Source organism: Vibrio sp. 661 (assembly GCF_033339315.1).
Lineage (GTDB): Bacteria > Pseudomonadota > Gammaproteobacteria > Enterobacterales > Vibrionaceae > Vibrio > Vibrio alginolyticus.
Genome location: NZ_JAWOUJ010000009.1, coordinates 125,063 through 148,340, shown reverse-complemented (window position 1 = coordinate 148,340; position 23,278 = coordinate 125,063). Strand labels below are relative to the sequence as shown.

Annotated in this window: 20 protein-coding genes; 13 read left to right on the top strand and 7 right to left on the bottom strand. The window is 45.0% G+C overall.

The genetic code is table 11. The features are described 5' to 3' along the window. Positions 1 to 3: 3 nt before the first annotated feature. The 4 genes from bcsA to R7P69_RS16155 are packed head-to-tail and all read left to right on the top strand — an operon-like array spanning position 4 to position 9,773. Positions 4 to 2,637 carry a UDP-forming cellulose synthase catalytic subunit gene (gene bcsA, locus R7P69_RS16170; protein WP_193837649.1) on the top strand — a complete coding sequence of 878 codons (2,634 nt, stop codon included), beginning with the start codon at positions 4 to 6 and terminating at the stop codon, positions 2,635 to 2,637. Continuing rightward, positions 2,627 to 4,912 carry a cellulose biosynthesis cyclic di-GMP-binding regulatory protein BcsB gene (bcsB, locus tag R7P69_RS16165; protein WP_193837650.1) on the top strand — a complete coding sequence of 762 codons (2,286 nt, stop codon included), beginning with the start codon at positions 2,627 to 2,629 and terminating at the stop codon, positions 4,910 to 4,912. The genes bcsA and bcsB overlap by 11 nt, the downstream gene beginning before the upstream one ends. Continuing rightward, positions 4,912 to 6,018, top strand: coding sequence for a cellulose synthase complex periplasmic endoglucanase BcsZ (bcsZ, locus tag R7P69_RS16160; protein WP_318121632.1), 1,107 nt, complete (start codon positions 4,912 to 4,914; stop codon positions 6,016 to 6,018). The genes bcsB and bcsZ overlap by 1 nt, the downstream gene beginning before the upstream one ends. After that, positions 6,009 to 9,773: a cellulose synthase subunit BcsC-related outer membrane protein gene (locus R7P69_RS16155; RefSeq protein ID WP_238952238.1), complete on the top strand. Its 3,765-nt coding sequence runs from the start codon at positions 6,009 to 6,011 to the stop codon at positions 9,771 to 9,773. The genes bcsZ and R7P69_RS16155 overlap by 10 nt, the downstream gene beginning before the upstream one ends. Positions 9,774 to 9,833: 60 nt before the next feature. Here the strand turns inward: R7P69_RS16155 and R7P69_RS16150 are convergent, their stop codons facing one another. The 3 genes from R7P69_RS16150 to R7P69_RS16140 all read right to left on the bottom strand — a co-directional run bounded on the left by R7P69_RS16150 (position 9,834) and on the right by R7P69_RS16140 (position 12,947). Then, the gene (locus tag R7P69_RS16150; RefSeq protein WP_005388628.1) at positions 9,834 to 10,688 is read right to left on the bottom strand and encodes a co-chaperone YbbN; all 855 of its coding nucleotides are present in this window, start codon (positions 10,686 to 10,688) and stop codon (positions 9,834 to 9,836) included. Between the two features lie 472 nt (positions 10,689 to 11,160). Beyond that, positions 11,161 to 11,988 carry an SDR family oxidoreductase gene (locus R7P69_RS16145; RefSeq protein ID WP_025766996.1) on the bottom strand — a complete coding sequence of 276 codons (828 nt, stop codon included), beginning with the start codon at positions 11,986 to 11,988 and terminating at the stop codon, positions 11,161 to 11,163. A 44-nt stretch (positions 11,989 to 12,032) separates the two neighbouring features. Continuing rightward, positions 12,033 to 12,947, bottom strand: a complete 915-nt coding sequence (locus R7P69_RS16140; protein WP_065274254.1) for a TIGR01777 family oxidoreductase — start codon at positions 12,945 to 12,947, stop codon at positions 12,033 to 12,035. Positions 12,948 to 13,202: 255 nt separating this feature from the next. Here R7P69_RS16140 and R7P69_RS16135 point away from each other — a divergent pair, with 255 nt between their 5' ends. From R7P69_RS16135 to yfcE, 6 genes are all read left to right on the top strand, one after another. Further along, the gene (locus tag R7P69_RS16135; protein WP_017634823.1) at positions 13,203 to 13,937 is read left to right on the top strand and encodes a DUF1538 domain-containing protein; all 735 of its coding nucleotides are present in this window, start codon (positions 13,203 to 13,205) and stop codon (positions 13,935 to 13,937) included. Further along, on the top strand, positions 13,934 to 14,725 hold the full coding sequence (locus R7P69_RS16130; protein WP_005382078.1) for a DUF1538 domain-containing protein: 792 nt from the start codon (positions 13,934 to 13,936) through the stop codon (positions 14,723 to 14,725). The genes R7P69_RS16135 and R7P69_RS16130 overlap by 4 nt, the downstream gene beginning before the upstream one ends. Further along, positions 14,715 to 15,065 carry a P-II family nitrogen regulator gene (locus tag R7P69_RS16125; RefSeq protein ID WP_005382084.1) on the top strand — a complete coding sequence of 117 codons (351 nt, stop codon included), beginning with the start codon at positions 14,715 to 14,717 and terminating at the stop codon, positions 15,063 to 15,065. Before R7P69_RS16130 ends, R7P69_RS16125 begins: the two co-directional genes overlap by 11 nt. Next, a complete protein-coding gene (locus R7P69_RS16120) occupies positions 15,062 to 15,469 on the top strand; it encodes a CBS domain-containing protein (RefSeq protein ID WP_005382085.1) in 408 nt (135 codons plus the stop codon). Before R7P69_RS16125 ends, R7P69_RS16120 begins: the two co-directional genes overlap by 4 nt. 149 nt (positions 15,470 to 15,618) lie before the next feature. Continuing rightward, entirely contained in the window at positions 15,619 to 15,828 is a 210-nt protein-coding gene (locus R7P69_RS16115; protein ID WP_005382086.1) for a hypothetical protein, read from the top strand. A 75-nt stretch (positions 15,829 to 15,903) separates the two neighbouring features. After that, positions 15,904 to 16,449, top strand: coding sequence for a phosphodiesterase (yfcE, locus tag R7P69_RS16110; RefSeq protein WP_017634822.1), 546 nt, complete (start codon positions 15,904 to 15,906; stop codon positions 16,447 to 16,449). A 39-nt stretch (positions 16,450 to 16,488) separates the two neighbouring features. Here yfcE and R7P69_RS16105 read toward each other — a convergent pair whose 3' ends face one another. Genes R7P69_RS16105 through R7P69_RS16090 form a run of 4 tightly spaced genes read right to left on the bottom strand, consistent with a single transcriptional unit; the run spans position 16,489 to position 18,996 of the window. After that, entirely contained in the window at positions 16,489 to 16,767 is a 279-nt protein-coding gene (locus R7P69_RS16105) for a SelT/SelW/SelH family protein (protein ID WP_005382088.1), read from the bottom strand. 21 nt (positions 16,768 to 16,788) lie between these two features. After that, positions 16,789 to 17,544: a sulfite exporter TauE/SafE family protein gene (locus R7P69_RS16100; RefSeq protein ID WP_053307523.1), complete on the bottom strand. Its 756-nt coding sequence runs from the start codon at positions 17,542 to 17,544 to the stop codon at positions 16,789 to 16,791. A gap of 46 nt (positions 17,545 to 17,590) precedes the next feature. After that, complete coding sequence (toxS, locus tag R7P69_RS16095) at positions 17,591 to 18,106, bottom strand: transmembrane regulator ToxS (protein ID WP_005382091.1); 516 nt, start codon at positions 18,104 to 18,106, stop codon at positions 17,591 to 17,593. A gap of 11 nt (positions 18,107 to 18,117) precedes the next feature. Then, complete coding sequence (locus R7P69_RS16090) at positions 18,118 to 18,996, bottom strand: transcriptional regulator (RefSeq protein ID WP_017819958.1); 879 nt, start codon at positions 18,994 to 18,996, stop codon at positions 18,118 to 18,120. A 271-nt stretch (positions 18,997 to 19,267) separates the two neighbouring features. Here R7P69_RS16090 and htpG point away from each other — a divergent pair, with 271 nt between their 5' ends. The 3 genes from htpG (at position 19,268) to hemH (ending at position 23,267) form a co-directional block, all read left to right on the top strand. Next, positions 19,268 to 21,172, top strand: coding sequence for a molecular chaperone HtpG (htpG, locus tag R7P69_RS16085; RefSeq protein WP_318121631.1), 1,905 nt, complete (start codon positions 19,268 to 19,270; stop codon positions 21,170 to 21,172). A gap of 320 nt (positions 21,173 to 21,492) precedes the next feature. Continuing rightward, positions 21,493 to 22,137, top strand: coding sequence for an adenylate kinase (adk, locus tag R7P69_RS16080; protein ID WP_005382094.1), 645 nt, complete (start codon positions 21,493 to 21,495; stop codon positions 22,135 to 22,137). Between the two features lie 167 nt (positions 22,138 to 22,304). Further along, on the top strand, positions 22,305 to 23,267 hold the full coding sequence (gene hemH / locus R7P69_RS16075; protein WP_170893757.1) for a ferrochelatase: 963 nt from the start codon (positions 22,305 to 22,307) through the stop codon (positions 23,265 to 23,267). Positions 23,268 to 23,278 lie beyond the last annotated feature (11 nt).

Here is a 23,278-nt window from a genome sequence, read left to right as displayed (position 1 = left end):
TTTATGCGAAGTCTTAATCTGATTTTCCAACGTTGGGTAGTGGATCAATTCAGACTGCAGAAGAACGCTTACGAGCAAGCCTGGAATTGTAAAACAAACTGGGTTGGTGAGTGTGCTTTGTCTTTTTGGTTTTCATTGAGTTTTGTATTTTTAAAGCCGGTTATTTCGGGTGTTCCCTCATGGAAACTGCCTTTGGTTTACTATCCAAACGTTAATTTTGCTGCGCCAAGATGGTTTGATCCTGTACGTTTTATTATCCAAAGCGTGTGGTTGCTTTGCTTCAGGCAAAACGTAAATACAGCATGGTCCAAAAAAACCAGCAGCTTAGCGATGACTTTAGCCGAGCAAATTCGCAATGCGTTCTACTTGCCATTTGAATTGGTTGCAAAAGGCGTCCGCTGGTTAGAACAGACAGCGAACAACATCAAAGATCCACAAGTTCGAGAGCGTATTAAAGCAAGTAAGTCAGCGATGGCGTTGAACTACACCTTGTTGTTTTTCGTGGTGTTAATCGCTTTGCTTTGTTTTACGGTGCCATTTGGTTATCAGGCTCAGACTGTCTTTGTGCTGTTACTCTGGGCATTAGCGATGATGGTCCGTCGCATGCCGGGTCGTTTTCCTACCATGCTTTTGATCATCTTGTCGGTTACGGCCTCATGTCGATACTTGTGGTGGCGTTATTCGTCTACCCTGAACTGGGACGATCCTGTTGCTTTGTTTCTAGGGGGCGTTTTACTTCTAGCTGAGACGTATTCTTGGATTGTGCTGATGCTTGGCTATTTCCAAAATATCTGGCCATTGAATCGCAAACCAGTATCGATGCCACCGGATCAGTCAACTTGGCCAACCATTGACTTGATGATCCCTACTTACAACGAAGATCTCGATGTTGTGAAAGCGACGGTTTATGCCTCGTTAGGTGTCGATTGGCCGAAAGACAAACTTAACATCCACATTCTGGATGACGGCAAGCGTGATAGCTTCCGAGATTTCGCCAAAAGTGTAGGGGTGAACTACATCCGCCGCCCAACGAATGAACATGCGAAAGCCGGTAACATTAACTATGCGTTGAAGCAGACCAGCGGTGAGTTTGTTGCGATTTTTGACTGTGACCATATTCCTACACGAGCATTTTTTCAGCTCACAATGGGGATGTTCCTGAAAGATCCAAAGTTGGCGCTTATTCAGACGCCGCACCATTTTTTCTCACCGGATCCTTTTGAGCGTAACTTATCGAACTTTCGTAACGTGCCAAACGAAGGCAACTTGTTTTACGGCCTGATTCAAGATGGTAACGACTTATGGGATGCGACTTTCTTCTGTGGCTCGTGCGCTATTTTACGTCGAGAGCCTTTAGAGGAAGTCGGTGGTATTGCAGTCGAAACCGTGACGGAAGATGCGCACACGTCTCTGCGCATGCACCGTTTAGGCTATCGTTCTGCATATCTTAAGCAGCCGATTTCTGCTGGTTTGGCGACAGAAACATTGTCTGCACATGTTGGGCAACGCATTCGTTGGGCTCGCGGGATGGCGCAGATATTTAGGGTAGATAATCCATTGACTGGAAAGGGGCTTAAGCTCTCTCAACGGCTTTGTTACGTCAATGCCATGCTGCACTTTCTATCTGGTATCCCGAGGATTGTATTCCTGATCGCACCCTTGGCTTATTTGTTGCTGCATTCCTACGTGATTTATGCACCAGCGCTGGCGATCATTTTGTACGTATTACCCCACATGATTCACGCCAGCATGACCAACTCTCGTATGCAGGGTGACTACCGTTATTCGTTTTGGGGTGAGGTATACGAAACCGTGCTTGCTTGGTATATCGCAAGGCCAACAACGGTGGCTTTGTTTGCGCCCCATAAAGGGACATTCAACGTAACGGCAAAAGGCGGTTTGGTTGAAAAGTCTCACTACGATTGGGTTATCTCTCGACCATATTTGGTTTTGGTTGCACTCAACATTTTGGGCTTCGCTGTAGGGACTTACCGAATGGGGTGGGGGCCTCAAAATGAAATCGGTACAGTTATCGTGAATCTCGTATGGACGATGTACAACCTGTTGATTTTAGGTGCTGCCGTTGCGGTTGCAGTAGAAGCTAAACAAGTGCGAAAAGATCACCGAGTAGAGGTGGCGATTCCTGTCGCGGTTAGGCTTAATTCTGGGCATTTAATACAAGCGCAGATGAAGGATTTCTCTTTGGGGGGCGTGCGCATAGAAATTGACGGGGTCGATGAACCAACCTGTGCTTACTTACTCGGTCAAACCTTAGAAGTGATCCTCAATCGAGGTGGCCAAGAATTCGTCTTCCCTATGACGGTTGCCTATGCTCATAAGGGGATATTTGGTTTACAACTCAACGAATTGTCTCATCAACAACGAATCCAATACGTCCAATGTACATTTGCACGTGCAGATACATGGGCGAAATGGCAACAAGGTTATCAATCAGATAAACCTCTATCGAGTATGCAGGCTGTACTGCAAGTCGGCTTTAATGGATACAAACGCTTGCTGCAACATTGTCCTAAGTTTGTTCAGGTCAGTGTGGATGCACTTTTATTTTGTATCGAATTTATTTGGTCACTAAGACCTCGTTATGTCCCAATCAGGACCTCAAGTCATGCTAAATAATAAAAAACTAACAGCGTTGACAACGGCTATCACTCTCATGTGTATGTCGTGCAGTCTCGCGGCACAAGAAGTAAGTCAGCAACAAGCAACGCCTTTGGCACAGCAAGATGCTGAAGATTCGACCGTGTTTAAGCGCGTCATCCCATTTAGTCAATTAGGTTACAGTGGTTCAATTGCTATCCAAGGTAGTGAGGCCAGTGCTTATATTGGTTTCGGTTCGCGACTCGATGAGGTGGTATCTAAAGCAACGTTGCACTTTGATATCACACCTTCGCCAGCGTTGCTCTCTTTGGTTTCTCACGTCAAAGTGTATTTGAACAACGAACTTATGGGAGTAGCGTCAATCGTCGATGGCCAGCAAGGCAAAAAGTTGAGCTTATCTATGCCGCTGGACACTCGTTACTTTAGTAATTACAACCAAATTCGCTTTGAGTTAATAGGGAATACTCAGAAAGACTGTGCTAACCCCAATGACTCGAGCATTTGGGCTGAGATTAGCCAAAGTAGTCGAATTGAGATGCTTGCTCAAAAGACAGTGCTGGAAAGTGACTTGAGTTTGTTACCGGCTCCTTTTTTTGATGTCCGTGATTTCAGCCAGTTAAATCTGCCTGTCGTGATGGGTAGCAAATACGATTTAGATGATGTCAAGGCTGCCGGTGTCTTGAGCTCTTACTTTGGTGCTCTTGCGGGTTGGCGTGGTGCTCAATTCCCTTTTAGTGTCGACACGTTACCTAAGCGCAACGCCATTGTCTTTGTTACCAATGACAACAAACCTGAGTTTCTGAGAGATTTTCCAGACACGGATGGCCCTCGTCTTCAAGTCATCACTCATCCAACAGACCCGTACGTGAAGCTTCTTCTGGTGACAGGCCGTGACAGTAAGGAGCTTAACATTGCGGTGCAAGGTTTGGCGTTGGGAAACCAACTTCTTACTGGACCAATCGCGAAGATTAATGAAGTCAAACAAATCAAACCACGAGTCCCGTACGATGCGCCAAACTGGGTGAGTACGGCTCGTCCTGTTGCATTGTCTGAGTTAGTCGAACAAAAAAGCATGCTGCAAGTGGAAGGCCGAACGCCTCCACCAATCAACGTAAGTTTGCGTTTACCACCCGATCTCTTTACTTGGCAAAGCCGTGGTATACCGATGGATCTTAACTATCGTTATTCACCGCCTGCTGCGGATCATTCCGGCTCTCGTCTGACTTTGAGTATTAATGACCAATTCATTGAGGCGTTCAACCTAACCACAAAAGGTCAAGGTGGAGAATCTAACCGTATACGTGTTCCTTTGTTAGATGATGGCATTCTAAGTGGTGATACGTTTGTTCGCATTCCGGCTTTTAAGGTGGGTAGTCAAAACCGAATCGAGTTCGAATTTGGCTTTGCTTCGGTGACCGATGGGCAGTGCCAGGTAACGCAGCCAAGTAAGCAATACGCGGTTATTGATGGTGATTCTACTATTGATTTTAGTGGTTTCCCCCACTACATCGAAATGCCGAACATGCGCGCTTTTGCTACATCCGGTTTTCCTTACACTCGCATGGCTGATTTGTCAGAAACTGCTATTGTTGTTCCAGAGAGTGCTCCAAAAGAAGTGTTGCAAACCTTCTTAAACGTCATGGGGTCATTGGGACGTGACTCTGGGTACCCAGGTATTCAGGTGCTTTTGACAGATAAATGGAATGCTGAGCAACTAAAAAATAAAGATATCCTGACGATTGGTGTTGTGGATGCACTAGAAGAAGCCGCTAATAATCCTGACCAAGTTAACTTAGTGGTTAAAGAGGGTCAGAGACAAATTCGCCTACCAAGCAAAAATGAAAAGCAGCTCGGAATGAACTGGATGAGTCCAAGTGATGCTCGTCAAGCCGCCGCAGATTATGTTTCTGTCGAGGCAGAAGGCTCTTTTGCTGCTATTTATGGTGCAGAATCGCCATTTACGAAAAAACGCAGCGTCATTTCTATTATGGCGGCTCACCCGTCAGATTTTTCGTCGGTTGATCGCGCGTTGGCTGACTCCGGTAAAGTGGAGCACATGTTTGGCTCGGTGGTGACGTTGAGAAATAACGAAGTAGCAAGCTACAACGTGGGTTCGCACTACTATGTCGGTAAGCTTCCTGTGTGGCAGCTCGTTTGGTATCACTTCTCTAATCACCCAGTCATCGTTGCGTGCTTTGCCGCCTTGCTAGTGGTGATCGTAACCATTGTGCTTTGGCGCGTATTACGTCAAGTCGCGTCTAGACGTTTAGAAAAAACTGAGGAAGAGGAATAATGAAAAAACTCATCTCGTTCCTTATGTTGTTCGTGTCTCCTTACTTGTGGGCTAACACCTGCAAGTGGCCACAATGGGAAACATTTAAGTCGGTATACATGGAGCAAGGCCGAGTCGTTGATGGCAGTGACGAGCGTATGATTACAACCTCGGAAGGCCAATCTTACGCATTGTTCTTTGCCTTGGTTGCCAATGACCCTAAAACCTTCGATCAGGTTTTAAAATGGACTCAATCACATTTGGCTGGTGGGGATTTGACGGCAAGGCTTCCTGCTTGGTTGTGGGGAAGAAAAGAAAATGGTCAGTTCGGAGTCTTGGATTCTAACCCAGCGTCAGATTCTGATTTGTGGATAGCTTACTCCCTTGTTGAGGCGGGGAGATTATGGAATAACTACTACTATCAGACCCTTGGACATCTGATCGCGAGTCGTATTTTACGTGAAGAAACCGTCAACATAGCGGGAGTTGGAACGGTATTGTTGCCAGCTCCAACGGGCTTTGATGCCGACGGCCAGTACCGTGTGAATCCGAGTTATGTTCCGTTACAACTGATTGCTCGTATGCAGTCGCTGTACCCGCAATACAACTGGGACTCAATGTATAAGGCAAGTGTTCACATGCTAGAGAAAACGATGCCAGCTGGCTTTAGCCCAGACTGGGCAGTATTGAGAAATGGTCGTTATAGCTCAGATGTGGTTACAGGGCCGATGGGCAGTTACAACGCGATCCGCACTTATCTTTGGGCGGGTATGCTAAATGACCAAGTTTCAGAAAAAGCAGTATTAGTACAAAAAATGCAGCCGTTTGTCGCGGCAACCAAAGCCCTTGGTGCGCCAGCGAGAGAAGTAAATACTGAAACGGGTAAATATACCCAAGCAGGAAGCGCAGGTTTTTCTGCTGCGGCTCTTCCGTTACTCGCGGCTTCTGGTGAATCTGCGCTGTTGGAGACGCAGTTTCGTCGTGCTCAAAATGAACTTGTGGTGGACAAAAACGATCATTATTACGACAACGTATTAAGTCTATTTGGGCTTGGTTGGCATGAAGAACGTTACCGTTTTGGTGTGCAAGGTGAATTGCTTCCTGTATGGAGCGAGAGATGTCAGTAACAGGATACGTGTTATGGTGGATTCCACTGGTTGCTTTGGCGGCTGGTGGCGTCGGCACTGTGCATGCAGAAAGCTTTAGCTCAAAACCTCTGACAAAGTCGCAGCTCGCACAGGTCTACAAGCCTATCGAGCTGGTTCAATTTTCCACATCATTAGCACGAGTTGACTCGGTTGAGTGGTTGGTTGAGCAGCTAAAACTGGCGGATGCGATTGGCCGAGATGATATTGTCGAGAGTACTCTGGAGAGGCTGTTCGCGATTGAAGAAAGCAATCCAACGGGGCTTTTCTATCAAGCGAATATGTATCTGAAACGTAAGCAGCCAGAATTAGCAAAACCGGTATTTGAGCGCTTAATCAGACAGGCGCCTCATTCGACTCAAGCGAAAAACTTGTCATCGATTATGGCTATTCAGGGAGAGAAAAGAGCGGATTATCAGCGCGCTCAGTTGCTTGCAAAATCTGGTCGTTACGATGAAGCGATTCAAGCTTACAAAGCCCTTTTCCCAAATGGAATGCCATCACCAGCGTTACAACTGGAATTCCTACAGTTGCAAAGTAATTTGCCAGGCAGTTGGAGCTCGGTAAAACAGGGACTGGAACGTTTAAATGCAAATTATCCTAGTGTTCCGTCTTTTCAACTCGCGTTAGCCAACCACATTCGCAAAGAGAATCCTGCTGATCCATGGATTCTCGATACCTATAAAAAGTTAGCGCTTGCTCCTTCGGTTGGAACAAATGCGGCAACGTCGTGGTTGCGTGCATTGGATCAATTGCCTATTTCAGATCAAGTTGTTCAGCAATATGCCATCTTAGCTAGCTACTACCCGTCTGACATGGAGATACAAAGAGCGAATCAAAGCGCGAAAGATCGCTGGAAAAAGGAAAAGGAACTACGCAAAGACCCCACTTATCTCGCCAAGCTCAAAGGGTTAGCGTTGCTCGAGGAAGATAAAACCGACCAAGCAGAAGCTCAGCTGCGTTATGCGTTGACGACTCGTCCGCAAGATCCTGAATTGCTTGGTGCTATGGGTAAGGTTTATCTACGTAGAGGGCAGCAACAAAAAGCGCTCGGATACTTTAAACAGGCTCAGCACTTAGATCATAATCCTGACTCGGCCTCAAAATGGGCAGCGCTAATCGAGACTTCTCAATATTGGGCGTATCTTGATCAAGGTGATGCCTTGGTCGAAAAAGGCCAGTTTAAGCAAGCAGAAAGCGCTTATCAAAAAGCGATTCAAGTAGATAAATCCCAACCTTATGCTTATTCATCATTAGGCTCTTTGTATCTGGTACAAGAAAATTATGCCGCGGCAGAGAAGGTTTTCAAACAAGCTTTGCAACTGGATAGCAGCAATAGCTCTGCATTGCGTGGTCGCTTAGATGTTCGTATTCAGCAGCAAGATTGGTCTGGCGCGGAAGCGCTCGCGCGCAGTTACTCAGCCCCACAGCAGAAAGTGGTCGCTGAAAAAATAGCGAGCATCAAGTCGGAAGTTATTTTGACTCGTCTGCGGATCGCAATCGCTCAAAATGATCAGGCAACGATGAAAGCGTCCGTAGAGGAATTGATAGCGCTACAGCCAACCTCCCCATGGTTAAGGCTTGATATTGCTGATGTTATTCATTCAATGGGCGACAAAGTACGCGCGGATACGCTGATGTCCAATTGGGCTACATCTAGTAATGACCCTGAAATGAAATTTGCTTACTCGCTTTATCTCGCGCAGGACTTCAAAGTGAATGAGGCCATCGCTGAGCTAGAGAGCATCGCACAACATGACATGACAGACGCAATGCAGCGCAATTTAACCCGCTTGAAGCTTGATGCTCAGTTGAGAGACATTCAAACGCGTTACTTAGCTTCTCCTGAATCAGTAACGGCGACATTACGTGCGCTAGAGTCGGATTATCAAGGTCAAATTCAACCGCTCGCTCGTCTAGTGAGTGCGTGGTTAGACATTGATGAAGTTAAGGAAGCTGAGAGGATTTTCCAAAACATTTCGCTTTCAGAAGATTGGTCAACCGATGACAAACTGGCTTACGGCAGCATGATGGTAAGCTTGAATCACTTTGAAGATTTTGATCGTTGGTACGCGGACTTAGCATTAAATTCCGCAACACAAGATTTAAGTGCTTCGGAAGCATTACAGCTTGATGAACTCAAAACCCGTCGACTGTTGAGTCAAGCGGATCTGATGCTGGTTAATCAACAGCCTAAGCTTGCGTTGGATTTGTATGAACAAGTTTCTTTAAAGCCTGAGCCATTTAAAACTCAAGCAGAAATTGGCATGTTGCAAGCTAGTGCTTTGACTGGATATGAAGCGACGTATCACGACATGCACCTCATTTTGAATAAAAAGCGCGATAGCTTAACTGCGGCACAGTTGATGACAGTGGCCGCGGTGTTTAATCAACAAGGCTATCGAAATGACGCTAATGCGCTAAATCAGTTGTTGGATGCGATGCCTGATGCTGACGCATTAGCATTTCGCAATAGCATGTCTATAGCAATGGAAAATCAACAGTGGGCGTTAGCTGAAACACGCGCCTATCAAGCCTTAAATCGTGACCGAATGGATAAAAATCGTGAACCTGAAGAGGCGAAAAAAGAACCCCTAAGCTTACGCGAGCTATATGATACTGCTGACGACTACTGGTTGACTCGTAACGTCAAATCGGACATCGATAAACTGCATGATCGGAGTGATGGGCATGTCATGATTGGCTGGGATTACAGTGCACGAGATGGCCGTAATACTTCGAATCAAGTGCCCATAGAAGCCCGTATCCCGATAGAGAGCTGGGATGGGCACCTGTTGCTAAAAGCCGATTATGTTTCTATCGATTCAGGTCAGTTGGACTATTATGAAAAAACCACCGATTCTGACAGCACTTCGTTCCAAAATGACGCATCAGGTATGGCATTTGGAGTGGGCTGGCAGGCTGAAGATTGGTTGGTCGATATCGGCACGACACCAATTGGTTTCGACCATACCACATGGGTTGGTGGTGTGCGCATCAATGGGGACCTGGGTGAGTTCGGTTGGACGGCAGAAGCTTCGCGTCGCCCAGAGACCAGTAGCGCGCTTTCTTATGCTGGAATGTCTGTCCCTAGCGGCACGACTGACCCTCAAGGGACTAAATGGGGCGGAGTTGCTCGTACTGGTGTGAAGTTGAGCTCAAGTTGGGACATTGGTGGCCCTTACGGTTTTTGGAGTAGCTTGCAGTATCATGTTTTGACTGGTGAAAAGGTTGAGGACAACACTCGTTTAGGCGTGCTAGGTGGAGCGTACTACAAGTTAATTGCAACGGATGACCAGCGTTTAAGTATAGGTACGAACTTAATGTACCTTGATTACGACAAAAATCTGGGTGAGTACACGCTAGGTCACGGTGGCTACTACAGCCCGCAAAGTTACTTCTCGGTGTCTTTACCTATCAACTTTTATGGCCGATACAACAGTTCTTGGTCATATCAATTGAGTGCATCCGTCTCTAACTCTTGGACTAAGGAAGACGCGCCATACTTATCGACAGTAGCGGAGTCAGACAAAGGTGGTGGTTTTGGTACGTCGTTGCAAGCGGCGGTGGAAAAGCGAGTCAGCAAACGTTGGTATCTTGGTGCGTTAGTCGATGTACAACGTTCTGAGTTTTATACACCAAACCATTTCATGCTTTATGCCAAGTACACCTTTAATGATCGTTGGCAACCAATAGAGTATCCGCCAGCAGCACCAACGTTGTATAGCGACTTCTAACAAAAAACAAAGGCCGGAAATCCCGGCCTTTGTTGTCTTATTACTAGAAGAATGCGGCGCTTAGTACAAAATTGAGTAAAGCTGGCGACGATATTTGCTTGCTAATGCGTTACCTTGACCTAGCGCACTGAGAATATCCATAAAAGTCTTCTTCACGTCACCGTCTTGGGCGCCCAAGTCTTTTTTAAGAATATTCCACAGCAGTTCCAACGCTTCTTCATCCCGACCAACTTGGTTGTATTGTACCGCCAATTCACAAGCGAGTTCGAAGTTTGCCATGTCTGCTGCGTATGCTTGTTCTAGTCGCTGTAACTCAGGGCTATCTGCAGCCTGCAAATGCAGCTCGAGCTTGGCTATTAGGCTCTTGTAGTAGTTATCTTGATACTCGAGAGGGATAGCGTTCAGTAGTTCTTGGGCAATATCAAATTGTTTGGTTTCTAGCAAACAATCAGCCATCGCGAGTTTCACATCACCACGCTCTTGCAGCTCTGGCGGCAAAGTGTGGATGATGCTCAAAGCCTGAGCATGCTCACCTTGCTGAAGAAGTTCACTGACTTGTTTTAATAGTTGTTCATCTGGGCTTGGCAAATGCTTTTGTAGCATGGTAGCAATGGCATCAATTGGCTGGGGGCCTCCCAGACCATCGACGGCTTGACCATTTATAAACAGCGCGATAGTTGGCAATACTTGCACGCCAAATTGAGACGCTAAAGCGGGCTGATCTTCACAATTTAGTAGAGCAAGCGTAAATGCACCGTTGTACTGTTGAGCAAGAGATTGCAACTCAGGGAGTATCTGTGCGCTTTCTGGCTGAGCGTTGGCCCAAAAGTGGATCAAAACGGGCGTGTTCATTGATCCTTCAAGCGTTTCGCGAAAGTTCTGTTCTGTTATCTCAACGATAAATGGGGATTGCATCAGAGTATCCTTGCCTTGTGTCTTGTCGTTGATATTAGATATGGAGTTGATTTAGGTGAAATTCAAGCGACATTCACCATCAATAATGAATCATTCTATTTTGAGAAAACGTGAGGTAATAGAGTGAGGTTATTGCTGCTCAGGTGTTAGATAAAAAGAAAACGCTGCCGAAGCAGCGCAATTCTAATGCTATTTGTTAGTGCGGTATCAAAATAGGATGAACATGGTCAACACTACACCCACACTAAGCCAGTTAAGCTGATTTAATGTCATTGTTGCCTCGCAGTAGTATAAACATTGCTACAAAACGTAATGGGTGGCGATACCAAATCTAAGCAACTCAATCACTTTGGGCGAAAGAATCCCCGCTGAATTGCGTAGAAATTGATTCGTTTAGTTGAGGTTTTTTTAACCTACATGTTCATAATGACATCACATTGTTACGGTGAAATTACATTTCGACAAAACTTTTTTATGCAGCCTGTCGCAAAATTTTATCAAGTACACGGGTTGGTAATAGTCTTTTCAAGACTGCGAATAATTTAGTCGGTGTAGTAATTCGATAACGAATTTTCGGTGAAACGCTAGTTAATGCATGAAGAACTGGTGCGATGCAAGACTCTGCAGGCAAAACAAATCGATTATTAGACTTGTCGTTGTTGAGTCGCTCTCTTTGTCCTTCATAAGCATGACGATGGGGGCTAGATTCAATATCAACCCACTTCTCAAAGGCTCGTAATGCATTGTTTCTAAATTGAGTTTCGATCGGTCCTGGTTCTATCAATGCCACTTTGATATTCGTATCCGCAAGCTCTAGCCTGAGCGTATCTGTCCAGCCTTCTAAGGCAAATTTTGATGCATTATAGGCACCACGGTATTTCATTGCGGCAAAACCAAGAACAGAGCTGTTTTGTATGATGCGTCCTTCGCCTTGCTGGCGCATATGAGGAAGCACCTCTCTGACCAACTGGTGCCAACCAAAAAAGTTGGTCTGAAATTGATCTTGAAGAGCCTCGGTGGGTAAGTCTTCCAGTGCTCCGGGCTGACCATAGGCACCATTATTGAACACTGCGTAAAGCTTACCTTCTGCTAACTCTAGCGCTTGCTTCACGCCCGAAGAAATGCTTTCTGGGCTATTTAGGTCTAGATTGATGCAGGTTAGCCCTTCATTAATTAGGCGCTGGACATCTTGTTCTTTCCTACAAGATGCAATGACATTAAATCCCTTGTTTTGTAGGGCATGAGCGCACACGTAACCGATGCCGGTTGAACAACCCGTAATAAGAATCGACTTTTTCATAATTTAATTTAAGACTCAGAAACCTTGATTAGAGCCATCATTCATCAGCTCCGGTCATGAAGCAAGTGCTTGAGTGCTGGCTCTATTCTGGAGTAGCTAAATTTAAAGCCCAGTTCGGTGAGTTTTTTGGGTTTGGCTCTCATGCTATCGAACAATAAGCAGGAAGATTCTCCCATTAGGAGTTCAATCGCCCATTTAGGCGTGAACAAGATATGCGGACGTTTGAGCGTTTTAGCTAGTGTACCGCTGAATATACGATTAGTCACAGGATGGGGGGCGCACATATTGAATGCACCGTGGGCATGTGGTGTTTCAAGCAAGTACATGATGGCGCGGACCATATCTAGGATGTGAATCCAAGGCATGTACTGATTACCGTTCCCAAGTGGGCCGCCTACGCCAAGCTTGTAAGGTAATAGCATCTTTGCCAACGCACCACCATTGAGGCCGAGTACCACGCCAGTTCTCATTAGACAAACCCGAGTTTGCTCCGACTCTGCGCGCTTGGCTATTTGCTCCCACTTTGCACAAACCTCGTGAGGAAAGTCGTCGCTATTAACATGTAAGCACTCATCAAACGGATGATCTTGTTGATCACCATAGTAGCCAACTGCCGAGCCACTAATAAAAACAGAGGGAGGTTCGGTACTTGCGTGGATCAGCTCAACAATTTGCTCGGTAATTTTCCAACGACTTTTGCAGATTTTTTCTTTTTGCTCGCTGGTCCACCTTTTATCCGCAATAGGCTCACCTGCAAGATTAATGACGGCATCAACGTGATTGAGATCGGCGAACGACTCGAGCGAGTCAAGGTATTCGATATTACCCAGATCAGCATGCTGTAGGCGTTGTTTTGCTCGCTCTGGAGAGCGTGTAAGTAGCATAACCTGGTGAGTTGATAGCAGCTTGAGCAACTCCGAGCCAATAAACCCAGTGCCACCTGTGAGTAATATCTTCATGTTATCTCTTTGAATGTACACGTATTAGAACATTATAGTCGTTTTGTGCTTAGCTTGATCATCTCAACACCATTATTTCTGGGATAGTGACAAGCTGACAGAGAGGCTATTAACTTCACATATTAGAAAATATGTAACTAAATGTTATAGATGGCGCTAGTGCATTCACGGTAGAAGAGTGAAATCTATGCCAGACTAAAAGTTATCGCTCATTGGAACGAGCGTAATCAGTTTGCATAATCAAGGAGGATAGGCATGGAAGCATTTGTTGCGCTTTTTCGAGCGCTCCTCAATAGTGCTCGTGACTTATTACCCATCATCATTGTTATCACTTTTTTTCAATTAGTCGTTTTGCAAGAGCCGCTGCCCAACCTGGTCTCCATTCTTTTTGGCTTGTTGCTTGTCGTTTTAGGATTAACCTTTTTTATCTTTGGCCTAGAACTTGGTCTTTTTCCTATCGGAGAGAGTATGGCTCAAGCCTTTGCAAAAAAAGGCAGCGTATTCTGGTTGTTAGTTTTTGCGTTTTGTCTAGGCTTTGGCACCACGATCGCCGAGCCTGCATTAACGGCCGTAGCAGAAGAAGCATCAGAAGTTGCGGCAGAAGGAGGGATGATCACAAACTCAGAGCAATCCATGCAGGATTATGGACAAGGGCTACGAGTAACGGTGGCACTTTCTGTGGGGATCGCTATCGTTATTGGCGTTCTGCGCATCTTAAAAGGGTGGCCAATTCATTACATGATCATCGGCGGCTACGTCGGCGTTGTAATACTGACGTGGTTTGCACCTGAAGCCATTATTGGCGTTGCTTACGATTCCGGAGGTGTAACCACGTCCACCATAACAGTACCTTTGGTCACTGCACTGGGTGTCGGTTTAGCGTCTTCTATTAAAGGGCGTAACCCTATGGTGGATGGCTTTGGTTTAATCGCTTTTGCCTCGCTGTTACCGATGATGTTTGTGATGGTTTACGGAATGGTCGTAACATGATTTCAATTGATCATTTCCTAGACACTTTGTTATCGACCGTTCGAGACGTCGTTCCCATCGCCAGCATTATTTTTGGTTTTCAGTTAGCGGTGTTAAGGCGTCCTGTTAGCAACCTTAAGAAAGTTTTGCTTGGGTTCGTTTATGTGATTTTCGGGTTAGCTCTTTTTTTACTTGGATTAGAAATGGCGTTGTTTCCACTTGGGGAGACGATGGCTGTGCAATTAACGGCGCCGGAGTTTTTACAAGAGTTCAAAGTATCGGTAGGGAAAGCCTTAATGTGGGTCGACTATTATTGGGTTTACACCTTCGCCTTTTTTATAGGCTTTAGTACCACGATTGCAGAGCCTTCTTTAATCGCTGTAGCGATAAAAGCAAACCAAGTCTCTGGAGGCAGTATCAGTATTAACGGCTTGCGCGTAGCCGTTGCGTTTGGGGTGGCAATTGGTATTGCATTAGGGAGTTACCGGATTGTCGTGGGCGATCCCATTCATTATTACATCATCGCGGGTTACATCGTCGTTGTGATTCAAACGTTTTACGCTCCTAAGCTTATTGTTCCACTCGCCTACGATTCTGGAGGCGTAACAACTTCTACCGTCACTGTCCCACTTGTAACTGCATTAGGGTTAGGGCTTGCTTCGACCGTCCCTGGAAGAAACCCAATGATTGATGGCTTTGGCTTGATCGCGTTTGCCAGTCTATTTCCTATGATCTCTGTGATGGGCTATGCGCAAATAACCCAGTGGCTGAATAAAAACGTCTCGGAGGAAGAAGAAAATGCGCTTTAAATTGATACTTGCGTTTGTGGAAGACAGCAAAACAGACAAGGTGTTGGACGCTGCACGCGATGCTGGTGCGACCGGTGCAACAGTGATTAACAATGCTCGCGGGCAAGGTTTAAATCAAAAGCGAACGTTTTTTGGTTTAACGCTAGAAGTGCAAAAAGATGTGCTGCTGTTTGTGGTCGAGGAACATCTATCTCGACACATATTAGAGACCATTAATGAGGTTGGTGAATTTGACAGAGAGTCGGGACAGGGGATTGCTATTCAGATCGATATTGAAGATGCAGTCGGTGTCGCGCATCAAGTCGAGACATTGACCAAAGTAGTCGAGGATGAATTATGAGTGATCAAACGATAATTAGAGTTCGAGATGTTATGGCGGCAACGTATGTAATGGTTGATGGACTGATGACCGTATACGAAGGCATAACGCTAGCGAAAAAATACCAAGTCAAAGCGCTGGTGGTGAAAAAGCGAGATGATAATGATGAATATGGCATCGTGTTGATGAATGATATCGCCAAAAAGGTGCTGGCGAATAATCGTTCTCCTCAGCGCACAAATATTTATGAAATCATGACCAAGCCCGCTTTGTGTGTCGAACCAGATATGAACGTAAAATATTGTGCCCGTTTGTTTGAGCGATTTGGCATAAGCAGAGCGCCGGTCATTGAAAGTGGCGAGGTCATTGGGATGGTGAGTTATAACAATATTGTCATCAATGGTATGGTGCGAGAAGAAGTGTAATCGGTTGATATAAATGAAAAATCAACGAATTTTTTCTCAAGTCAGCGACTGTTACAAAGAACTAAAATATTTAATATATGTTAGGTTGCATATGTGTTAATTCACCATTATTCTTTGCGCCCTAAGCCTAATGTCGAGGAATCTGTATCATGCCTTTAGTCTCTTGCCCCGTGTGTGAGAAACAAATCTCAAAACGCGCTCATGCATGTCCAGGATGCGGAGAGCCCGATCCGCTGCACCATCTAGCCAAATCAAAATTTATGTCGATGGTGTTTTGGATACTGGTGTTGGTTGGAACAGCGTATGCAGCATGGTTCTATGTTTTGCCTATGGTCATTGAATCATTGCGCTATCAGTAGTATTCAAACCGTCGTAGGTTGAGCTGCTAAAAAAATGCCGTAGAATGACCTCATACTTTTTGAGGAGACAATGTCGTGAAACTATTTTTTGCCTCAGACCTGCATGGCTCTTTGCCAGCAACTAAAGAAACCATTGAGCTATTTCTGGCCTCTGGTGCGCACCACCTGATTTTGCTAGGAGATACGCTAAACCATGGGCCGCGAAACCCTATTCCGGAAGGCTACAACCCTCCACAGGTAGCAGACTTATTGAACCAATACAGTGATCAAATTATTTCTGTACGTGGCAACTGTGATAGTGAAGTGGACCAAATGCTATTGAAGTTTCCAATGATGATGGATTACTCATGGGTGCTACTTGAATCTGGCAAGAGAATCTTTTTGACTCATGGTCACTTGTACAACTCTGAAAAACGGCCGCCACTGCGCGAAGGTGATATCATCGCCCACGGGCATACACATGTTCCCGTCGCAGAGATGCAAGATGGAGCCATTATATTCAACCCAGGCTCGATGACATTCCCACGTAATGGCTTACCGAGAAGCTTTGGTACTCTAGAAGACAATAAGCTAACGGTAAAAACGCCAGAAGGCGAAGTATTAGCACAAACCATGATTTAACGGTTTTACTAAGTAAAAAAATAGGGAGCGAATTGCTCCCTATTTTGTGTCTGAATGTCCTAAATCGCGTTCTGGGTCGATAATGTCTCTAACGCGCTGTTTTAGCACCTTGGCTTCAGGAAAGCCGCTGTCTTTTTTCCGTTCCCAAATTTGCTGGCCATTACAGAAAATTTCGAAGCGACCACCTGTGTCTGGGTGTAAGCTGATTGTTTCTATTTCTTCACTAAAAGTATGCAGTAATTCTTGCGATAGCCAAGTTGAACGCAACATCCAGTTGCACTGGCGGCAGTAATAAATATCAATGATTGCTTTATCCATGAAACTTTCCTTTTAATCTTTTTAAACCAGCAACTTGATGCCCACCGCAAACGTGAGAATTTCGAATGCAACTTTAATCACTCTGTTACTGTATCGAGTCGCGGCCCATGCGCCTAAACTGCCGCCTAGAAAAGAGCTTAACAATAAAACAGGTAACCAAGCCCAGTGAATAGGCGCCCCTGCCTGTACGACGGCAATGCCTCCAATGCCATTCCAAAACAGGCCGACACAAATCATGGTGTAAGCAACGGCTTGTTTGTAGTCGTAACCAAACCAGCGCACCAAAAATAGTGTCACGAGCAAACCAGAACCTGCGGTAAGAGATCCGTTAATGATGCCGATGAACAGCAAGCCAATTCCACCAATAACCCAACCAATAGGATGACGGTTGCGTATTACTTCTGCTTGGCCTAGCGATGTCTTAAATCGCGAGTAGATACCCAGCGCTAGGATCATCGTGCCGAGCATCTTTTCCGCGATACCATCAGGGATCTGTACAATTAAGTTAGCCCCTAAAATCACGCCAATACTGCCGGACAAGATAAGGTAGAGCGCGACTTTCCATTTAATAGTGCCTGATCTTAAATGCGTGCTTGCTGCGCCTAAGCCTAAAGCGACCGAAGCCACTTTATGTGTGCCTAGCGCAACGGAGAACGGTAAGCCGAGAAAGATGAGTAAAGGGAATTGAAGCAAGCCTGCTCCGCCACCGGAAAGTGAAGCCAGCGTGTTGGCGATTAGTGAACCGAAAAAGAGAGTAGTGGTATCTAGCCAATCCATAAGCAAAACAAAGGGGGCGTCTTGCCCCCTTATCATCCAATCAAAATTAGTTTTTAAACAGTACCGAAGAACCGTGGTTCAAGCTAGTGAGCAATAGTGTTTTTTCGTTCACGACGTCAATACGACGACTTTGCTCCGCATCTAGCTTAAAAATTTGAGTAATCAAACGTAGCTGTGCTTCGGAAAAGTCTTTTGATTGAGAAGATGAAATATCTTTAAACTCCGAAGGCGAGACCAACAAATAGTTGTCACTTACTTCCCAGCGGCCTTTTTCCGAGATATTTATCGTTGATTCTGCGGTTGAACCTTGAGCAAATAGTTTTATATTTGCTACGCGAATATAGTCACCATTAGGGAGATATTTCACGTTTGATTCAACATTAACTCGGCGTAGTGGGCCGACAGTATCGTCAGGCAAGCTGTCTGTAATGACTGTCACCATGGTCGACTGCCATTCGTTTGCTGTGAGGAGCTGCTCCACTTTTAGGTCACTTCCCCAATACAACCAACTGCTGAAAAGAACGGATACGGCCAAAACCGCAGATGCTAATTTAATCTTCATATTGGCCTCCTTTATTTGCAGATGTCTGTTGGATCGTTTTGACCTGCGAAAATACGCAGTGTTACGTTCTCGTAAGAGTGGTTACTGTCATGAATATAGTTCAGAATCAGCTGGTTATTTTGTCCACCAGTGGCAATCACTTCCACTGGCAACGAGTCTTCTGCATGGTGCTTCACGTAGCGCTCAATGCATTGCTCTATTGAAGGCAACCAGTTGTTGATTTGAGGGTGATTTACAGGTGTCATCACTGGTACATTTTGATACTCACCAATCTGACGGAATTGGGATTCCGCAGGGTTCGTGAATAACAATACGCAAACAGGAAGCAGCAGAGACAAAAAGATAATGACACGCGGTAGCCAGTTAATCGTGTTAGATGCTGGCTTCGGCTGAGTTTTAGTCGGCTCTACTTGAGGCTCAAGATCAGCAGTAGTATCGGTCACTATCTCTGTTGGTGGTGTATCGCTCGCTTCTAACTCCACTGCTGGTGCTTCGTGTTCAGAAGCGGTTTCTTCAACGTCAGTGTTAGAGTCAGTAGAAAATGGGCTCAAGCGTTCCACTGAACAAATGAGTTGGTAGCCACGTTTAGGTACCGTTTTAACAAACTCTGGAGATTTTGTTGAATCCTTCAACATCTTACGCAGAGTAGAAATCGCTTGAGTCAGGCTTGAGTCATCCACCTCAAAACCTTGCTCACGCCAAACAAACTCGTGAAGCTCGTTACGGGTTAAAACTTCGTTTGGTCTCTCTGCCAACATCAGAAGTATACGGCTTTCGTTGCTTCCTAATCGTACAACGTCGTTGCCGTTTTGTTGGTCAGCGAGCGAATTACTATTTGGATCAAAGGTGAACCTTTGAGCAAGTAGAAATTTGGTGCCAATGTTAGTCATTTAGTTCTTCTTAGATGGATGATGTTGTAATTATGGTGATTTATGTCACAAAATTACCGGGGCGCTTGGAGTGCGCACGACATTTTAGATGCTTTTAGACGGGTAGGATAATTAAAATTTTCTAAAAAAACACCGTTTTTAGCAATATTGACCTTGAATTTACATTTGTCAGCCACATGTTAAATGACATCTCGGTAAGGTGATTTCAAGGGGAAAGTCACAAACTTGTCCCTATGAAAAAGCCAATTAGTTTAGATGTTATGGAGCACACATGAGCGAAACCGTATCTCAAAATAAAGAAACTCGTGGTTTTCAATCAGAAGTAAAACAACTACTGCATTTAATGATCCATTCTCTTTATTCAAATAAAGAGATCTTTTTGCGCGAGCTGATCTCTAACGCATCAGATGCATCAGACAAACTGCGCTTTCAGGCGTTATCTAACCCAGATCTATACGAAGGTAATGCAGACCTTTGCGTGAAACTGTCGTTTGATGAAAGCGCAAATACCTTAACCATTTCTGATAACGGTATCGGTATGAGCCGTGATGATGTGATTGAGCACTTAGGAACAATCGCAAAATCTGGAACAGCCGAGTTTTTCTCAAAGCTATCTGAAGAGCAGAGCAAAGACTCTCAGCTTATTGGTCAGTTTGGTGTTGGTTTCTACTCGGCATTTATCGTTTCTGACGCCGTTACCGTGCGCACTCGCGCTGCGGGTCTAGCCGCTGATGAAGCGGTACAATGGCACTCAGCGGGTGAAGGTGAGTACACCATCGAAAACATTACCAAAGAGTCACGTGGTACCGACATCATTCTTCATATGCGTGAAGAGGGTAAAGAGTTTTTGAATGAGTGGCGTCTACGTGACGTTATCAGTAAGTACTCTGATCACATCGGCATTCCTGTTTCAATCCAAACTGTCGTTCGTGATGACGAAGGCAAGGAAACAGATGAGAAAAAGTGGGAGCAAATCAACAAAGCCCAAGCACTGTGGACGCGTAACAAATCTGATATTTCAGAAGAAGAGTATCAAGAGTTCTACAAGCACGTATCACATGACTTTGCCGATCCATTGGTCTGGAGTCATAACCGTGTAGAAGGTAAAAACGACTACACGAGCTTACTATACATCCCATCGAAAGCACCTTGGGATATGATGAACCGCGACCACAAATCAGGCTTGAAACTGTACGTACAGCGCGTATTCATTATGGACGATGCAGAGCAATTTATGCCGTCATACTTACGCTTCGTACGTGGTTTAATAGACTCAAACGATTTACCGCTAAACGTATCGCGTGAGATCTTACAAGACAATAAAGTGACTCAGTCTCTACGTAATGCTTGTACTAAGCGCGTGCTAACGATGCTCGAGCGTATGGCCAAGAATGACGAAGAGAAATACCAATCATTCTGGAAAGAGTTTGGTCTTGTGATGAAAGAGGGCCCTGCGGAGGACTTTGCAAACAAAGAGAAAGTCGCAGGTTTATTGCGCTTTGCTTCAACTGAAGTGGATTCTTCTGAGCAAACTGTGGGCTTAGCGTCTTACGTTGAGCGCATGAAAGAAGGTCAAGATAAGATCTACTACTTGACGGCAGACAGCTATGCAGCTGCGAAAAACAGCCCTCACTTAGAACAGTTCAAAGCGAAAGGCATTGAAGTTATCTTGATGTACGACCGCATTGATGAGTGGCTGATGAACTACTTAACTGAGTTTGATGGTAAACAGTTCCAGTCAATCACTAAAGCTGGGCTTGATCTAAGTCAGTTTGAAGATGAAGCAGAAAAAGAGAAGCAAAAAGAAACCGAAGAAGAGTTCAAGTCGGTTGTAGAGCGCACGAAGTCTTACCTAGGCGATCGTGTGAAAGAAGTTCGTACGACCTTCAAACTCGCATCTACGCCTGCTGTTGTGGTAACGGACGATTACGAAATGGGCACTCAAATGGCGAAGCTTCTCGCGGCAGCTGGTCAAGCTGTGCCGGAAGTGAAATACATCTTTGAGCTAAACCCTGAGCACAAATTGGTTAAGCGTATGGCTGACGAAGCCGATGAAGAAGCGTTTGGTCGCTGGGTTGAAGTTCTGCTTGGTCAGGCAATGCTAGCGGAGCGAGGCTCTATTGAGGATCCAACAGAGTTCTTAGGAGCCGTGAATCAACTTTTGACTAAGGTGTAATAACCTCTGCAAATCAAAAAGCTCGCATTTCGCGAGCTTTTTGTTTGTTGTCGCAAAATTTTGCATCTCAAGTGCTGAGTTAATAATCAATAGGGCGTGAAAGAGGGTACTGTTAACATTCTTTAGTCTTAATACACTCTTTGCTCAGAGAACCTGTGATAGAATCTGCGACTTGAATGTGAGTAATAAGGCGTGTATTTTTGCTCGCCTATATACGTTATACCGAAACTTATCGTTGCAGGTGCTTCTCAGGTTTGATGTCTAAGAGGTCAGCTATTGTGAGCTTCGGTATAAATCTTAAATATTAAAGAGGATAAATCATGCGCATCATTCTTCTAGGTGCTCCAGGTGCAGGTAAAGGCACACAAGCAAACTTCATCATGGAAAAATACGGTATTCCACAAATCTCTACTGGTGATATGCTTCGTGCTGCTATCAAAGCAGGTACAGAGCTTGGTAAACAAGCTAAAGCTGTTATTGACGCTGGTCAGCTAGTTTCTGATGAAATCATCCTTGGTCTTATCAAAGAGCGTATCGCTCAAGAAGACTGTGCAAACGGTTTCCTACTAGATGGTTTCCCACGTACTATCCCTCAAGCTGACGGCCTAAAAGAAATGGGCGTAGACGTAGACTACGTTATCGAATTTGACGTTGCAGACGATGTGATTGTTGAGCGTATGGCTGGCCGTCGTGCTCACCTTCCTTCTGGTCGTACTTACCACGTGGTTTACAACCCGCCTAAAGTGGAAGGTAAAGATGATGTAACTGGTGAAGATCTTGTTGTTCGTGATGACGACAAAGAAGAAACAGTACGTGCTCGTCTAGGTGTTTACCACGAGCAAACTGCACCGCTAATCAACTACTACGGCAAAGAAGCTGAAGCAGGCAAGACTAAGTACCTTAAGTTTGATGGTACTAAGCAAGTAGCTGAAGTTAGTGCGGATATCGAGAAAGCACTATCTTAATTTGCTGAAGTCAAAAATTTAATATTTTGATATATTGAAAGCGGCCCAAGTGGTCGCTTTTTTTAGTTTACTCGTAAACATATATCTAATTAACTTCATCTCGGCTATTCGTTACTTCGAGGTTACTTAAATATATGAACCAAGCCGTTTACCATGAATAGGATGTTATGAAAGAGAATAATAAACAGGGTGTACTCCTAGTTAACCTGGGAACTCCTGACGCACCAACCGCTCCTGCCGTAAAGCGCTTTTTAAGTCAGTTTCTTCATGATCACCGAGTGGTAGACATGACTCGATGGCTTTGGTGTCCACTATTGCACGGCGTTATCCTTCCTATCCGAGCTCCTAAAGTTGCCAAACTCTATCAATCAGTATGGATGGAAGAGGGCTCGCCGTTGATGGTGTACTCTAAACGCCAAACGGAAAAGTTAGCGCAAAAGCTTGATATACCTGTAGAGCTTGGTATGACGTATGGTAACCCAAGTTTGCAATCAGGCTTTGAAGCCCTATTGGCGCAAGGCGTTGATGAAGTCATTGTTTTACCGTTGTATCCGCAATACTCGGGCACAACAACGGCAGCGGTTTCTGACGGAATCACTAAAGCATTTAAGAACCTGCCTGTGATGCCAGGCTTTAGCTTTATTCGTGATTATTACAATCACCCGAAATATATTGAAGCGTTAGCGCATTCAGTTCGTGAACATTGGCAAAAGAATGGTCAGGGAGATTACCTGCTGTGTTCTTATCATGGTATTCCAAAACGCTATGCTGACAATGGTGATGTTTACCCACAGCATTGTGAAGAGACGACTCGCTTGCTTGGGAAAGCGTTAGGTTTAAGCGAACAACAAATTGGCATGACGTATCAGTCCCGATTTGGGAGAGAAGAGTGGCTTCAACCTTATACCGATAAGACCCTAGAGGCACTTCCTGCAAAGGGTGTGAAAAATATTAATGTTGTGACCCCTGCATTTTCTTCAGATTGTTTAGAGACGTTGGAAGAGATCTCGGAAGAGTGTAAAGAGATTTTCCTTGAAGCAGGTGGTGAAAACTTTACCTACATCCCTTGTTTGAACGATAGTGAACTTCATATCGAGATGATGGTTGAGTTAGTTCAATCTAACCTTTAGATACAAAAAAG

Excerpts from the sequence above, each read along its gene's own strand:
- R7P69_RS16105 (WP_005382088.1), bottom strand. The coding sequence starts at position 16,767 with ATGGATAAAGCAATCATTGATATTTATTACTGCCGCCAGTGCAACTGG.
- R7P69_RS16155 (WP_238952238.1), top strand. The coding sequence starts at position 6,009 with ATGTCAGTAACAGGATACGTGTTATGGTGGATTCCACTGGTTGCTTTG.
- R7P69_RS16150 (WP_005388628.1), bottom strand. The coding sequence starts at position 10,688 with ATGCAATCCCCATTTATCGTTGAGATAACAGAACAGAACTTTCGCGAA.
- bcsA (WP_193837649.1), top strand. The coding sequence starts at position 4 with ATGCGAAGTCTTAATCTGATTTTCCAACGTTGGGTAGTGGATCAATTC.
- toxS (WP_005382091.1), bottom strand. The coding sequence starts at position 18,106 with ATGAAGATTAAATTAGCATCTGCGGTTTTGGCCGTATCCGTTCTTTTC.
- R7P69_RS16120 (WP_005382085.1), top strand. The coding sequence starts at position 15,062 with ATGAGTGATCAAACGATAATTAGAGTTCGAGATGTTATGGCGGCAACG.
- adk (WP_005382094.1), top strand. The coding sequence starts at position 21,493 with ATGCGCATCATTCTTCTAGGTGCTCCAGGTGCAGGTAAAGGCACACAA.
- htpG (WP_318121631.1), top strand. The coding sequence starts at position 19,268 with ATGAGCGAAACCGTATCTCAAAATAAAGAAACTCGTGGTTTTCAATCA.
- R7P69_RS16130 (WP_005382078.1), top strand. The coding sequence starts at position 13,934 with ATGATTTCAATTGATCATTTCCTAGACACTTTGTTATCGACCGTTCGA.
- R7P69_RS16100 (WP_053307523.1), bottom strand. The coding sequence starts at position 17,544 with ATGGATTGGCTAGATACCACTACTCTCTTTTTCGGTTCACTAATCGCC.
- bcsZ (WP_318121632.1), top strand. The coding sequence starts at position 4,912 with ATGAAAAAACTCATCTCGTTCCTTATGTTGTTCGTGTCTCCTTACTTG.
- bcsB (WP_193837650.1), top strand. The coding sequence starts at position 2,627 with ATGCTAAATAATAAAAAACTAACAGCGTTGACAACGGCTATCACTCTC.
- R7P69_RS16135 (WP_017634823.1), top strand. The coding sequence starts at position 13,203 with ATGGAAGCATTTGTTGCGCTTTTTCGAGCGCTCCTCAATAGTGCTCGT.
- R7P69_RS16145 (WP_025766996.1), bottom strand. The coding sequence starts at position 11,988 with ATGAAAAAGTCGATTCTTATTACGGGTTGTTCAACCGGCATCGGTTAC.
- R7P69_RS16125 (WP_005382084.1), top strand. The coding sequence starts at position 14,715 with ATGCGCTTTAAATTGATACTTGCGTTTGTGGAAGACAGCAAAACAGAC.
- hemH (WP_170893757.1), top strand. The coding sequence starts at position 22,305 with ATGAAAGAGAATAATAAACAGGGTGTACTCCTAGTTAACCTGGGAACT.
- R7P69_RS16140 (WP_065274254.1), bottom strand. The coding sequence starts at position 12,947 with ATGAAGATATTACTCACAGGTGGCACTGGGTTTATTGGCTCGGAGTTG.
- R7P69_RS16115 (WP_005382086.1), top strand. The coding sequence starts at position 15,619 with ATGCCTTTAGTCTCTTGCCCCGTGTGTGAGAAACAAATCTCAAAACGC.
- R7P69_RS16090 (WP_017819958.1), bottom strand. The coding sequence starts at position 18,996 with ATGACTAACATTGGCACCAAATTTCTACTTGCTCAAAGGTTCACCTTT.